Genomic DNA, 13,177 nt, shown 5'->3' with positions numbered 1-13,177 from the left:
ATACAAATAAAAAATTATAGAAAATTAAAACAAATATAAAGTTATAGTATAAAGAAATTTTAAATATATATATAGAAGATGTAAGTGGGGGTGGTATTGTGCAACTTGATTTTGAAAACCAATTTTTAGATGGATTATCAAGCATAGAAGCGAAAAAAAGGTTACAAAAATTTGGGTATAACGAAATTGTGGTAAATAAGAAAAAATCAAAGTTTAAAATATTTTTATCACAATTTAATGATTTTATTGTATGGGTATTGATAGCAGCTACAGTTATATCTGGAATTATGGGAGAAAAGGCTGATGCTATAACAATAATTGCAATTATTTTACTGGATGCAATTTTAGGTTTTATACAGGAATATAGAACTGAAAAATCTTTAGAGGCACTTAAAAAATTGTCAGCACCTACTGCAAAGGTTATGAGGGATGGAAAGATAAGTATAGTTAATGCAGGTGAAGTTGTTATAGGAGATTTAATTGAAGTTGAAGCGGGAGATAGAGTACCTGCAGATGCAATAATTATAAAAAGTGAAGCTATAAAATGTGATGAGTCTATTTTAACAGGTGAATCAGTATCTGTTGAAAAAAAGAGCTACAATGGTAAAACTGCTTTAAAGGAAAACTACTTATATATGGGATGTACGGTTACTAATGGAAAGGCACTTGCAAAGGTAATTGCAACAGGAATGAATACAGAGATGGGAAAAATTGCAAATATGCTGCAGAGTATCGATGAGATGCGTACACCACTGCAGGAGAGGCTTGATAATTTAGGACAATATTTAGTTTATGTATGCTTAATAGTGTGTGGAATTGTTACAGTTACTGGTGTTTTAAGAGGTGAAAATATCTATGATATGTTCCTTATCGGTGTTAGCTTAGCGGTTGCTGCAATACCAGAAGGATTGCCTGCAATAGTTACAGTATCTTTAGCATTAGGAGTACAAAGAATGGTAAGAAAAAATGCATTGGTAAAAAAGCTACCAGCTGTAGAGACACTTGGTTGTACAAATGTTATATGTTCAGATAAAACAGGTACGCTTACACAAAATAGGATGACAGTAAAGAAGGTTGTTTTGTATAATAAAGAAATTGATATAACTGGGGATGGATACGAATTTAAGGGTGATTTTTTTATAAATGGTATTAAAAAAAATATTGATTCTATAATGGATAGCAATCTACATAAATTATTAGATGCCTGTATTCTTTGTAATAATTCATATTATATATTAGATAGAAAAAAAATAAATTTTTATGGGGATCCAACAGAAATAGCACTATTAGTGTTAGCTGAAAAAGCAAAATTAAGTAGAGAAAAATATAAAAATACTTATAAAAGAATAAAGGAAATTCCATTTGATTCAGATAGAAAGATGATGTCTGTAGTTGTTTCAGATGGTAAAAATAAAATTATGTATACTAAGGGTGCTGTTGAAAGTATAATTAAAGCTTGTAGTTACATTGAAATAAATAATAAAGTAGTTCCTCTTGATTTAAATTATAAGCGAAGGATAATTGAACAAAATGAAAATATGGCAAAAAATGCTCTAAGAGTTATAGCCTTTGCTTATAAAAATAATGAGTCTAATTTTATAGAAAAGGATTTGGTTTTTTTAGGTCTTGTTGGAATGATGGATCCTCCAAGAAGAGAAGTTTTATATTCTGTTCAGGAGTGTAGGGCTGCAGGTATAAAACCTGTTATGATAACTGGAGATCATAAACTAACTGCAGAGGCGATTGCAAAGGAGATTCAGATAATAAATTCAAATGAATTGGTTTTAACAGGAGATGAATTAGATAATTTAAGTGATGAAAAGCTTGTTCAAAATATTGATAAGATAGCTGTATTTGCAAGAGTAAGACCAGAACATAAATACAGAATTGTTAAGGCATATAAGAGTAAGGGGTATATAGTTGCTATGACGGGTGATGGTGTTAATGATGCACCTGCTGTAAAGGAAGCAGATATAGGAATTGCTATGGGAATACAAGGAACGGATGTAACAAAGGAAGCAGCTGCAATGATTCTGATGGATGACAATTTTTCAACTATTGTAGAGGCTGTACGTGAAGGAAGAGTAATATATGATAATATAAGAAAATTTATAAGATATCTTTTATCCTGTAATATAGGTGAAATATTAACTATGTTTTTAGCAACAATATTAAAGTTGCCAGTACCTCTTATTCCGATTCAAATATTGCTGGTAAATTTAGCCACAGATGGTCTTCCAGCTATGGCACTTAGTTTAGAAGGAGCAGAAAATGATGTTATGTTCAGAAAACCAAGAAACAGAAAGGAGAGTATATTTTCTGAGGGATTATTATTTAAAATACTAAATAGGGGTGCATTAATTGGTATTTGTACAATACTATCCTTTGTTTACACATTGGTTAAATACGATTCTGATATAGTTTTGGCAAGGACTGTTGCGTTAAGTACTTTAATTATGTCGCAGCTTTTTCATGTTTTTGAATGTAGGAGTGAAAGACAATCTATATTTAACTTAGGAATTTTTACTAATGTATATCTTGTATGGGCAGTTTTAACTTCATTTGTTATGTTGATTATAGTAGTATATATACCTATGTTCCAGACCATTTTTAAAACTAAATCACTTAACTTATGGCAGTGGATAATCGTTTTCATTTGTTCCGGTTTAATTTCAATTATTTCAAGTATAATTAATTATAAAAGGGGCTAAATGCCCCTTTTATAATTCTAATTTACTTATAATATCCTTCATTATATTGGCAGAATCCAATAATTTATTTTTTTCTTGTTCAGTTAAAGGTAATTCTAATACTTCTTCAACACCATTTTTGCCAACTATTGTTGGAACACTTAATGCTACATCCTTTAATCCATATTTATTTTCTAAATAAGACGAAACAGTAAGTATACTCTTTTCATCTCTTGCTATACACTCAACTATACGTTTTACTGCAACAGCTACTGCATAATATGTAGCACCTTTTTTGTTTATTATTGTATAGGCAGAATTTCTCACGTCATTTAATATCTGCTCTTTAAATTGTCCGTTACAGGGATGATTACATATATTACAGAAATAATCTATTGATGTACCAGCAATGTTTGTTAAACTCCAGGCTGCTATTTCAGAGTCACCGTGTTCTCCAATTATGTAACCGTGTATATTTCTTGGGTCGATTCCATAATGCTTACTTAAGAGGTATTTATATCTTGAACTATCAAGTACTGTGCCTGATCCAATAACTTTATTTTTGGGTAGGCCTGAAATCTTTAATGTAACATATGTTAAAATGTCAACAGGATTAGTTACAATCAAATAAATAGCATCTTTATTATACTTAACAAGTTTAGGTATCATATCTTTAAAAATTGAAACATTTTTCTTAACTAAATCAAGTCGTGTTTCTCCAGGTTTCTGATTTGCTCCAGCAGTTATGATTATTATATCTGAATCCTTTACATCTGAAAATTCGCCAGAATATACTTCAACAGGAGACATTAATGGAACTCCGTGGCTTATATCAAGTGCATCTCCATAGGCTTTATCCTTATTAATATCAATAATTACAATTTCTTCAGCAAGACCATTCATAGCAATTGTAAAAGCAGTAGTAGAACCAACAAATCCTGAACCAATTATTGAAACTTTTTTCATATATATCACCTCAAGGAAAATTATTATTATATAACAATAATAAAAGATATGGTAAAGTTAGTCAATATTTAGTGTATATATTTATGCATAAAATAAAAAGCATATGGTTGTCCACATGCTTTATTTTATAAATTGTCTTTGTTGCACTCTTTGTATTTTTTGATCTATTGGAATTAAATCTACTTTAGTTGTAAGGTTTCGTATGTTAAGTATTTGAATTACTTCAGAAGCTTCCTTTCCTTTTTTAGGCTTTAAACCTTGAATAATAACACTATGTCCTTGTCTTACATCAATAAAGGATGGCATCTTAAACCATTTTTTAGCTTTATATCTACATTTTATTACTGCTTTGCTTCTTTCAGGTTTTACAACAACATCAACAGTTAGAATATTGAATATCCATAGTATTGTCTTTGTTGTAGTTTTAATGCTTAAAACGTGACCACTGAATTGGGTAAGCCTGTCACCATACTTTTTATAGTATGTTTCAGCATATTTTTTGGCAAGTGTCTCTCTAAAACTCATAATGACTCCCCTTTTCTAAATAATTTATTATTGCAATTATCTATTATATCATATTTTATTTTTCCCATATAGATGAAATTAATAAATTTATTTGTTTGAATTAAATGATTTTTTGTATTATAATAATAACAGAATGATTAAATAAATGCAATAGGTGTCAAGAAGTATTGATAATACAGAAACAAACTGTTATAGTATAGTTTGGAGATTGTTAAATATTTAATTAGATAGGTGATAGGTTTGAAAAGAGCAAAAATATATGTAAATGGAATAGTACAAGGAGTAGGATTTAGACCTTTTATTCATAAATTAATTACGGAGTATAACCTAAAAGGCTGGGTTAAAAATACTTCAAACGGAGTAGAAATAGAAGTTGAGGGAGAATGCGTTAATATAAAAAAATTTATAGATGATATAGATAAAAAAAAGCCAAAATTATCAGTAATAGAAAGTTTAGAATATAGCTTTTTTGATGATTTAGTTGGATACAAAGATTTTACAATAATAAAAAGTACAGATAATGTATCTAAGTTTACATTGATTTCACCAGATGTTGCAACTTGTGATGATTGCCTAAGAGAATTGAAGGATAAAAATGATAGACGATATGGATTTCCATTTATTAATTGCACAAATTGTGGACCAAGGTTCACTATAATTAAGGATGTGCCCTATGATAGAGATAAAACGACAATGAAGAACTTTATAATGTGTAATAGTTGCCAAAAAGAATATCAGGATATAGAGGATAGAAGGTATCACGCACAGCCTAATTGTTGCTTTGAGTGTGGACCAGAATTATTCTATATCGATTCTCATAACAACATTATAAAGGATAAAGTTATAGATTGTGTTAAACAAGAATTAAAAATGGGAAAAATATTAGCTATTAAAGGCATAGGAGGATTTCACTTAGCCTGTGATGCTAAAAACAAAGAAACAGTAGAAAGGTTAAGATTATTAAAAAATAGAGAGGAAAAGCCATTTGCTTTAATGTGTAGGGATTTGGATACAGTAAATGCTATATGTAATATAACAGAAGATGAAAAGGAGTTTTTAACAAGTTTTAGAAGGCCTATTGTACTTTTGAGAAAAAAGAATAATAGTTTTGATTATATTTCAGTTGATAATAACTACTTAGGTGTTATGCTACCATATACACCTGTACATCATCTTTTGTTTGATGATGATTTGGATGTTCTTGTTATGACAAGTGCAAATAACAAGGATTGCCCAATAATAAAGGATAATGATGAGGCAATAGAGAATTTAGATGGAGTTGCAGATGGATTTTTACTAAATAATAGAGATATACATATAAGATGTGATGATTCACTTTTATATGTTTTTGAGGGAAAAGAGTATTTTATAAGACGATCAAGGGGCTATACCCCTTTCCCCATAAAGGTTAATTTTGAATGCGAGGATACTTTATCCTGTGGTGCAGAACAAAAGGCATCCTTTTGTCTTCTTAAACAAAACTATGCCTTTCTAAGTCAGCATATTGGTGATTTAAAGAATATTGAGACATACAATCATTATACTCAACAAATTGAGCATTTTAGAAGGTTGTTTGATATAAATCCTAAAAAAGTAGTTTGCGATTATCACCCTGATTATATGTCAACAGAGTATGCAATAAACTTTGCTAAAAAACATAACTGTGATATTTTTATGGTTCAACATCACCATGCCCATATGGCATCCTGTATGGCTGACAATAATTTAGATAGTAATGTGATAGCTTTGACTTGGGATGGAACAGGTTTAGGCCTTGATAATACGCTATGGGGTGGAGAAATCTTATATGGAAATTATAAAGAATTTGAAAGAAGAGCAACAATAAAGAGAATAAATCTTGTAGGTGGAGATGTTGCAACAAAAGAGATATATAGGATTGGGTATGATTTGTTATATCAGTCATTAGGATATCTTGAAAGCAATATTATTGAGAACAAGAATAGTTCTGTTATCAAAAAAATGTTAGAAAATAATATTAACATATACAAGACTTCAAGTATTGGTAGGTTATTCGATGGTGTTTCTGCTATTTTAGGATTGAAATCAGTTGTATCTTATGAAGGACAAGGTGCTATTTTAATTGAAAAGTATGCAGATTTTAATGAAGATTGTAATTATAGTTTTAGTTTAGATACAATGGGTATAACTGAATTTAATTGGATTCCTATGATAAAAGAAATAGTTTATGATATAGAAAATGGAGTAAAAAGAGAAACTATATGTGCAAAATTTATGAATACTTTAGTTTTATTTGCAGTTCTTGTGGCTGAGCAAATAAAACAAGAGACTGAATGTATAGATGTTGTATTATCAGGTGGGGTATTTCAAAATATGTACCTACTAAATAAAATAAAAATTAAATTAATGGAAAAAGGGTTTAATGTTTATACACATAGAAGGGTTTCTACAAATGATGAAGGAATATCTTTAGGACAAATTGCAGTTGTAGCAAATGGAGGTGGAATAAAATGTGTTTAGCAGTTCCGCTAAAGGTTATAAGTATTGAAGGTAACACAGCACAAGCAGAAATAGAAGGAGTTAAAAGAACAATAAGGATTGATTTTGTTAAAAATGTTAATGTTGGAGATTATGTTATTGTTCACGCAGGTTTTGCAATAGAAAAATTAAAGGAAGAGGATGCGATTGAAAATTTACGCTTGATTAAGGAGGTTACAGATGCACTTAAGTGAATTTAAAAAACCTCAAGATATATATGTTGTAATAAATTACTTAAAGGGAATAGATAAAAAGATAAATATAATGGAGGTTTGTGGTACGCACACGATGGCTATTGCAAAGTCAGGAATTAAAAGCCTTCTGCCTCCAAATATAAAATTAATATCCGGCCCAGGATGTCCAGTATGCGTAACTCCGTCTGAGGAAATAGATGCTGTTTTAGAATTATGTAAGAATAATAAGAATTTAATTATTACTACCTATGGTGATATGATTAAGGTTCCAGGTTCAAAACCAAATGAAAGTTTAGAAAGATTAAAGGCACAGGGACAGGATGTTAGAATAGTTTATTCAGCTTTAGATGCTGTTGATATTGCTAAAGAGAATAAAGAAAAAGATATTGTTTTTTTAGGTATTGGCTTTGAAACAACAACACCAGGCACAATTTTAGCTCTTGAGGAGGCAATAAACCAAAAGATAAATAACTTTTACATTTACTCTATGCATAAATTAGTTGAACCTGCATTAAGAGCATTACTTGAGCAGCCAGATTTTGATATTGATGCCTTCTTGTGTCCTGGACACGTAGGTGCTGTAATTGGAGAAGAAGGTTTTGAATTTTTAGTAAAGGAGTACAATAAACCATCTGTAATATGTGGTTTTGAAGCTGGAGATATATTAATAGCAATTTATAAAATTGTTAATCAAATATTAAATAATAGAGTAGAATTAGAGAATGAATATAAAAGAGTAGTTAAGAAGGAAGGAAATAAGATTATTAAAAATAAAGTAGAAACATATTTTAAGGTTTCTGATGATTTGTGGAGAGGCTTAGGTTTGATACAAAATAGTGGCCTAAAATTAAAGGATGAATTTAAAGAATATGATGCATCAAAAAAGTTTAATATAACTTTAAAACAATCAAATATTAATAGTGCATGTAAATGTGGCGATGTAATAAAGGGAAAAATTGAACCAACTATCTGTCCTCTTTTTGGGAAGGTATGTACTCCAGAAAATCCAGTAGGTCCTTGTATGGTATCAAGTGAAGGTGCTTGTGCTGCATATTATAAATATTTAGTATTTTGAGGTGATTAGATGGATGATATAATTACTTTGTCATATGGAAGTGGGGGGAAGAAAACATCACATTTAATTGAAGATATAATACTTCCTTCACTTTCTTGTGATGAATTAAATAAATTATCAGATGGAGCAGTTTTAGATGTATTCTCAAATAAAATTGCCTTTTCTACAGACAGCTTTGTAGTGAGTCCTTACTTTTTTCCAGGAGGAGACATCGGAAAGCTCGCAGTTTGTGGAACAGTAAATGATTTATCTGTATGTGGTGCAAAGCCAGAATATTTAAGTCTGAGTTTAATTATAGAAGAAGGGTTTAAAATTGAAGAATTAAAAAAGATAATAAAATCTATTGAAGAAACTTCAAAAATATGTAATGTTAAAATAGTAACTGGAGATACTAAAGTTGTTGAAAAGGGGAAAGGCGATGGTATCTATATAAACACATCTGGAATAGGTAGATTAATATATGAAGATTTGGGAAAAGATAAGATATCAGAGGGAGATGCAGTGATTGTAACAGGATGTATAGGTGACCACGGAGCAGCTATTATGGCATCAAGAAATAATTTAGTTGACGAATTTAATGTTAAATCTGACTGTGCACCTGTATATGAATTAGCACAATGTATATTACAATATGGTGATAAAGTAAAAATAATGCGTGATCCTACAAGAGGAGGAGTAGCAACTACTTTAAATGAGTTTGTAGAGAATTCAGAATTTACAATAGAAATATCTGAAGAAAAAATACCAATAAACGTTGAAACAAATAATTTATGTGAAATATTAGGAATAGATCCGCTCTATTCTGCAAATGAAGGAAAAATATTAGCGATAGTAGATAGTAGTGTGGCAGAAAATGTGGTAAACGATTTAAGAAAAATTGAACTTGGTAAAGATGCCGCTATAATTGGATATGTTACTAAAAACTTTCCATCTAAAGTTGTTTTACATACAAATCTTGGTGGGAAAAGAGTTCTTTCAAAATTAACAGGAGCTCAGTTACCAAGAATATGTTAATGATACATAGGAGGTGCGTTTATGCAGGAATTTAAATCATTTGAAATCAAAAAGGAGGAGATTGTTCCTTTAGCAAAAAAAATGAAGGAAAATGGCCACAGATTAGTTATGATTCACGGTTTCGTTGATAAAGAAGGTAAGCATGTAGTGAATTATCAGTATGAAGTAGGAAACTGTATTGAATCATATACAGTTAAGGGTGAAGATACTCTACCTTCAATATCAGAAATTTATGATGTTGCAGCTTCTTGGCCAGAGGAAGAACTTTATGAACTAATGGGAGTTAAGTTTGAAGGCTTAAATATGAGAGGAAGATTATTCTTACCAGATACAATGCTTGAGGGTCAAGGACATATTCTTGTAACTCCATTAGATGAATTAAGAAAGAAGACACTTAAGGAGGGAGAATAATGGGTTATACAATACCAATAGGACCATACCATCCATCATTAGAAGAACCTATTCATGCAAAGCTTTATACTGAAGGGGAAGTTATTAAGGATGCGGAAGTATTCATAGGTTACAATCATAGAGGTATTGAAAAACTCGCTACCGAAAGAAACTTTATCCAAACTTTAACTTTAGTAGAGAGAGTATGTGGTATATGTTCACATTCACATCCATTTGCCTATGCTATGGCAATTGAAAATATAGCACAAATGGAGGTTCCAAAGAGGGGGCAGTATATTAGAGTAATAATGGCAGAATTAGAAAGACTACATTCCCATTATTTATGGATTGGTCTTGCATGCCACTTAATTGGATATGATTCATTGTTTATGTATGTTTGGAATGCAAGAGAAAGGATTATGGATATACTTGAGGAAATATCAGGTAATAGAGTCAACTATGGAATGGTTATAATAGGTGGTTCAAGAAGAGATATTGATGATGAAAAGAGAAAGAAAATTTTAAATATGTTGGATGATTTAATTGAACCACATAATAGAATGAAGGATATATTCCTAAATGATAAAACTGCAGCATTAAGAACAAAAGGAGTAGGAGTGCTACCAAAGGATGTAGCAGAAAGAATGGGAACAATTGGACCTCATGCAAGAGCGTCAGGTGTTAATGTTGACGTTAGAAAAGATGCTCCATATTCTTGTTATGATGAATTTGATTTTAATGTTCCTGTTCTAAATGAAGGAGATGTATGGGCAAGAGTAGTTGTTAGAGTCTTAGAAATAGAAGAAAGTATAAAAATAATAAAACAGGCACTTGAAAATCTACCAGAAGGGCCAATTAATTTAGGAAATAAGCTACCAAAGGTACCTGCTGGCGAATTCACAGCAAGACACGAGGCACCAAGAGGTCAAGTAGTTTATTATGTTGTAACCGATGGAGGACAAACAAATTATAGAATAAGCATACACGTTCCAACATTTAAGACTGCTCCAACAGTTCCATATATGCTGAAAAATAATACAATAGCAGATGCTGGTTTAATTATTGCATCAATAGACCCTTGCTTCTCTTGCTTAGATAGGTAGTGATAAAATGCATGAATTAGCGATAACTGAAGGAATTATTAAAATTGTTGAGAAAGAATCACAAAAGTATAATTTTAATAAGGTTAATGCAATAAAGTTAGTAGTTGGGGAATTATCAGGTGTTTTTCCCCAACTAATTCAGGACTATTTTGATATTGCAAGTAAAGGAACAATAGCTGAGGGAGCAGAACTCATCATAAGAAGAGTAGAAGCCAAAATGAGATGCAATGAATGTGGAAGTGAGGCAAAAGTTGAAAATCATAGATTGAGATGTCGAAATTGTGGAAGTTTAAATGTAAAAATTACTTCTGGAAAAGAATTTTATGTGGATAGTCTGGAGGTCGATTGATTTGGAAATTAAGGTAGTAAAACAGATTCTTGAATGGAATGAAGATTGTAGCAATGAAATAAAAAATACGTTCAATGATAAAAATATATTTATGATTAATGTTATGGGTTCACCTGGTGCTGGGAAAACAAGTTTAATAATGAATCTAATAAATGAATTAAGAAATGACTATAAAATTGCAGTAATCGAGGGAGATATAGCAGGACAAATTGATGCCGAAAAGATAAAACAAATGGATATACCAGTTGTACAACTTAATACCGATGGTGCTTGTCATATTGAGGCTATGTCAATTAAACATATATTAGAATATTTTAATTTAGATGAAGTAGATGTAATTATAGTAGAAAATATAGGTAATTTAGTATGTCCTGCTGAATTTAATATAGGAGAGGACATAAGGGTAGCAATCTTAAGTATTCCTGAAGGAGATGATAAAGTAGAAAAATATCCACTTATGTTCTCAACATCTGAAATTTTAGTTTTAAATAAATATGATATGAAGGAACATTTTGATTTTGATGACAACAAAGTTGAGAATGTAGCAAAGGAATTAAACCCAAATATATCAGTATTTAGAGTATCAAATAAAACAAAATCAGGTTTAGATGAGCTTGTTAATGCATTAAAAAATGCAATAAATAAAAAAATTAAAAAGTAAGGGGGGCTTTAATTGAAATCCACAAAATTTAGTTCAATATTATCAACCTTTATATTTTGCTACTTATTTTGGATACTGTTTACTTGGACATTTACTTCACAGGAACTTATAACAGGTGCTGTGGTAAGCTTTTTAGTAGCAGTATTGACAGCAAGATTTTTTATTCATCAAAATGCCTTTCATCTTTTTAATCCAGTAAGATTTTTTAATTTAGTTCTTTATATATTTGTATTTTTGAAGGAACTTTGGAAGGCAAATGTCGATGTTGCTAAAAGAGCACTAAATCCAAACTTACCAATAAATCCAGGAATAGTAAAAGTGCCTGTAGGTTTAGAATCAGAATATGGAATGTCAATGCTTGCTAATTCGATAACATTAACTCCTGGAACAATAACAATGGATATAACTGAAGAAAATGGAAAGAACTATTTTTATATTCATTGGATTGATGTTGCTGAAAAGGATAGAGAAAAAGCTGGAGATGCTATTAAGGGTACTTTAGAAAACTGGATAAGGAGGATTTGGAAGTGAATGGTTTAATTATAGTTTCAATATTTTATATTTTATTAGCATTAGCTCTTTCATATAGAGTGTTTAAGGGGCCAAGTGCTGTAGACAGAGTAGTAGCAGCAGATAGCATAGATTTGTTAACTGTAGTTGCACTTGTTCTGTTTTCAGTATTTAGCAAAAGAGCTATCTACTTAGATATTGCACTAACTATTGCAATACTTGGCTTCATAGGAACACTATTAATTTCAAAGTATCTGGAGGGAAAACTATGATATATGTAGCTTATATTTTTATGATAATAGGTTGTTTTTTTGCCTTTGCAGGTACTGTAGGTGTTTTAAGAATGCCTGATGCATATTGTAGAATGCAATCAAGTACAAACATAGCAACACTTGGTACCTTAGGTGCATTACTTGGTGGATTTATTTTTTCATTAACATTAAAAAATACATCAATGGCTTTAAAAATATTGTTTATAGCAATTTTTATAATAATAACAAATCCAGTAGCTGGACATGCTATTTGTAAGGCAGCATATAAATCAGGTGTTAAAGCTGAAAAATTGACATGTGATGATTATGGGAGGGATTTTCCTAATGAATAATATTGTTTTATTAAATATATTAATTTTAATTGGTATTCTTGTTTCAGCCATCTTAACAGTTTATTTCGATGATTTATTGTCATCTATTGTTGCATTAGGAGCTGTAGGTTCATTTGTTGCACTTGAATTTATACTACTACACGCACCTGATGTTGCAATTGCAGAGGCTGCAGTAGGTGTTGTACTACAACCAGTTATATTTATTGTAGCCCTTAATAAAGTAAGGGGGGTTAGAAAATGAAGAAGTTTTTAACATACTTTTCATTAACAGTCTTTTTAATAATAGGTTGCTATACAGCATTGGAAATGTCAAAATTAGCACCAACATTTGATGGTGAAAAGATAAATGTTGTTGAATTATATAATAATCCCCAAAATTATGATTATAATGATGTGGATGGAGTAGCAAATTTAATGGTTAAGCAAACAATTGATAAAACACACGCAATTAACGCTGTTACAGCAATAGTTTTTGACTTTAGAGGCTACGATACGTTAGGCGAATCCTTTGTATTATTTACTGCCATTTCAGGTACTGTTGTAATTCTAAGAAATGCTATGAAAGGAAGGGCAGATTAA

At 30.6% G+C, this 13,177-nt stretch carries 16 protein-coding genes; 14 read left to right on the top strand and 2 right to left on the bottom strand.

Going from position 1 to position 13,177, the window contains the following annotated elements:
• Positions 1-98 precede the first annotated feature (98 nt).
• A complete protein-coding gene (locus A3M9_RS0104930) occupies positions 99-2,711 on the top strand; it encodes a calcium-translocating P-type ATPase, SERCA-type (RefSeq protein ID WP_370882843.1) in 2,613 nt (870 codons plus the stop codon).
• A 9-nt stretch (positions 2,712-2,720) separates the two neighbouring features.
• Here the strand turns inward: A3M9_RS0104930 and A3M9_RS0104925 are convergent, their stop codons facing one another.
• On the bottom strand, positions 2,721-3,656 hold the full coding sequence (locus A3M9_RS0104925) for an L-lactate dehydrogenase (RefSeq protein ID WP_027308230.1): 936 nt from the start codon (positions 3,654-3,656) through the stop codon (positions 2,721-2,723).
• Positions 3,657-3,776: 120 nt separating this feature from the next.
• Positions 3,777-4,181 carry a hypothetical protein gene (locus tag A3M9_RS0104920; RefSeq protein WP_027308229.1) on the bottom strand — a complete coding sequence of 135 codons (405 nt, stop codon included), beginning with the start codon at positions 4,179-4,181 and terminating at the stop codon, positions 3,777-3,779.
• Positions 4,182-4,421: 240 nt separating this feature from the next.
• Here A3M9_RS0104920 and hypF point away from each other — a divergent pair, with 240 nt between their 5' ends.
• From hypF to mbhE, 13 genes are read left to right on the top strand one after another with little or no spacing between them, the layout of a single operon-like run.
• The gene (gene hypF, locus A3M9_RS0104915) at positions 4,422-6,680 is read left to right on the top strand and encodes a carbamoyltransferase HypF (protein WP_051350604.1); all 2,259 of its coding nucleotides are present in this window, start codon (positions 4,422-4,424) and stop codon (positions 6,678-6,680) included.
• Positions 6,671-6,892, top strand: coding sequence for a HypC/HybG/HupF family hydrogenase formation chaperone (locus tag A3M9_RS0104910; protein WP_027308227.1), 222 nt, complete (start codon positions 6,671-6,673; stop codon positions 6,890-6,892). The genes hypF and A3M9_RS0104910 overlap by 10 nt, the downstream gene beginning before the upstream one ends.
• A complete protein-coding gene (hypD, locus tag A3M9_RS0104905) occupies positions 6,879-7,967 on the top strand; it encodes a hydrogenase formation protein HypD (RefSeq protein ID WP_027308226.1) in 1,089 nt (362 codons plus the stop codon). Before A3M9_RS0104910 ends, hypD begins: the two co-directional genes overlap by 14 nt.
• Positions 7,968-7,976: 9 nt before the next feature.
• On the top strand, positions 7,977-8,981 hold the full coding sequence (hypE, locus tag A3M9_RS0104900; RefSeq protein WP_027308225.1) for a hydrogenase expression/formation protein HypE: 1,005 nt from the start codon (positions 7,977-7,979) through the stop codon (positions 8,979-8,981).
• A 21-nt stretch (positions 8,982-9,002) separates the two neighbouring features.
• Positions 9,003-9,392, top strand: coding sequence for an NADH-quinone oxidoreductase subunit C (locus tag A3M9_RS0104895; RefSeq protein ID WP_027308224.1), 390 nt, complete (start codon positions 9,003-9,005; stop codon positions 9,390-9,392).
• The gene (locus A3M9_RS0104890) at positions 9,392-10,474 is read left to right on the top strand and encodes a nickel-dependent hydrogenase large subunit (protein WP_027308223.1); all 1,083 of its coding nucleotides are present in this window, start codon (positions 9,392-9,394) and stop codon (positions 10,472-10,474) included. The genes A3M9_RS0104895 and A3M9_RS0104890 overlap by 1 nt, the downstream gene beginning before the upstream one ends.
• Before the next feature lie 7 nt (positions 10,475-10,481).
• Complete coding sequence (gene hypA, locus A3M9_RS0104885) at positions 10,482-10,823, top strand: hydrogenase maturation nickel metallochaperone HypA (protein WP_027308222.1); 342 nt, start codon at positions 10,482-10,484, stop codon at positions 10,821-10,823.
• Between the two features lies 1 nt (position 10,824).
• Complete coding sequence (gene hypB / locus A3M9_RS0104880; RefSeq protein WP_027308221.1) at positions 10,825-11,484, top strand: hydrogenase nickel incorporation protein HypB; 660 nt, start codon at positions 10,825-10,827, stop codon at positions 11,482-11,484.
• A gap of 12 nt (positions 11,485-11,496) precedes the next feature.
• The gene (locus A3M9_RS0104875; protein ID WP_051350603.1) at positions 11,497-12,015 is read left to right on the top strand and encodes a Na+/H+ antiporter subunit E; all 519 of its coding nucleotides are present in this window, start codon (positions 11,497-11,499) and stop codon (positions 12,013-12,015) included.
• Complete coding sequence (locus A3M9_RS0104870; RefSeq protein WP_035165888.1) at positions 12,012-12,266, top strand: monovalent cation/H+ antiporter complex subunit F; 255 nt, start codon at positions 12,012-12,014, stop codon at positions 12,264-12,266. The genes A3M9_RS0104875 and A3M9_RS0104870 overlap by 4 nt, the downstream gene beginning before the upstream one ends.
• The gene (mnhG, locus tag A3M9_RS0104865; protein ID WP_027308218.1) at positions 12,263-12,598 is read left to right on the top strand and encodes a monovalent cation/H(+) antiporter subunit G; all 336 of its coding nucleotides are present in this window, start codon (positions 12,263-12,265) and stop codon (positions 12,596-12,598) included. The genes A3M9_RS0104870 and mnhG overlap by 4 nt, the downstream gene beginning before the upstream one ends.
• Entirely contained in the window at positions 12,591-12,839 is a 249-nt protein-coding gene (locus A3M9_RS0104860) for a hydrogenase subunit MbhD domain-containing protein (RefSeq protein WP_027308217.1), read from the top strand. The genes mnhG and A3M9_RS0104860 overlap by 8 nt, the downstream gene beginning before the upstream one ends.
• Positions 12,836-13,177, top strand: a complete 342-nt coding sequence (gene mbhE / locus A3M9_RS0104855; RefSeq protein WP_027308216.1) for a hydrogen gas-evolving membrane-bound hydrogenase subunit E — start codon at positions 12,836-12,838, stop codon at positions 13,175-13,177. The genes A3M9_RS0104860 and mbhE overlap by 4 nt, the downstream gene beginning before the upstream one ends.

It is taken from the genome of Caloramator sp. ALD01, assembly GCF_000472625.1.
Classification (GTDB): domain Bacteria; phylum Bacillota; class Clostridia; order Clostridiales; family Caloramatoraceae; genus Thermobrachium; species Thermobrachium proteoclasticum.
The sequence above is the reverse complement of the archived record's forward strand: the minus strand, read 5'-3'. Positions and strand labels throughout refer to the sequence as shown.

Excerpts from the sequence above, each read along its gene's own strand:
- A3M9_RS0104890 (WP_027308223.1), top strand. The coding sequence starts at position 9,392 with ATGGGTTATACAATACCAATAGGACCATACCATCCATCATTAGAAGAA.
- A3M9_RS0104895 (WP_027308224.1), top strand. The coding sequence starts at position 9,003 with ATGCAGGAATTTAAATCATTTGAAATCAAAAAGGAGGAGATTGTTCCT.
- hypA (WP_027308222.1), top strand. The coding sequence starts at position 10,482 with ATGCATGAATTAGCGATAACTGAAGGAATTATTAAAATTGTTGAGAAA.
- hypE (WP_027308225.1), top strand. The coding sequence starts at position 7,977 with ATGGATGATATAATTACTTTGTCATATGGAAGTGGGGGGAAGAAAACA.
- A3M9_RS0104860 (WP_027308217.1), top strand. The coding sequence starts at position 12,591 with ATGAATAATATTGTTTTATTAAATATATTAATTTTAATTGGTATTCTT.
- hypD (WP_027308226.1), top strand. The coding sequence starts at position 6,879 with ATGCACTTAAGTGAATTTAAAAAACCTCAAGATATATATGTTGTAATA.
- A3M9_RS0104925 (WP_027308230.1), bottom strand. The coding sequence starts at position 3,656 with ATGAAAAAAGTTTCAATAATTGGTTCAGGATTTGTTGGTTCTACTACT.
- A3M9_RS0104920 (WP_027308229.1), bottom strand. The coding sequence starts at position 4,181 with ATGAGTTTTAGAGAGACACTTGCCAAAAAATATGCTGAAACATACTAT.
- mnhG (WP_027308218.1), top strand. The coding sequence starts at position 12,263 with ATGATATATGTAGCTTATATTTTTATGATAATAGGTTGTTTTTTTGCC.
- mbhE (WP_027308216.1), top strand. The coding sequence starts at position 12,836 with ATGAAGAAGTTTTTAACATACTTTTCATTAACAGTCTTTTTAATAATA.
- A3M9_RS0104910 (WP_027308227.1), top strand. The coding sequence starts at position 6,671 with ATGTGTTTAGCAGTTCCGCTAAAGGTTATAAGTATTGAAGGTAACACA.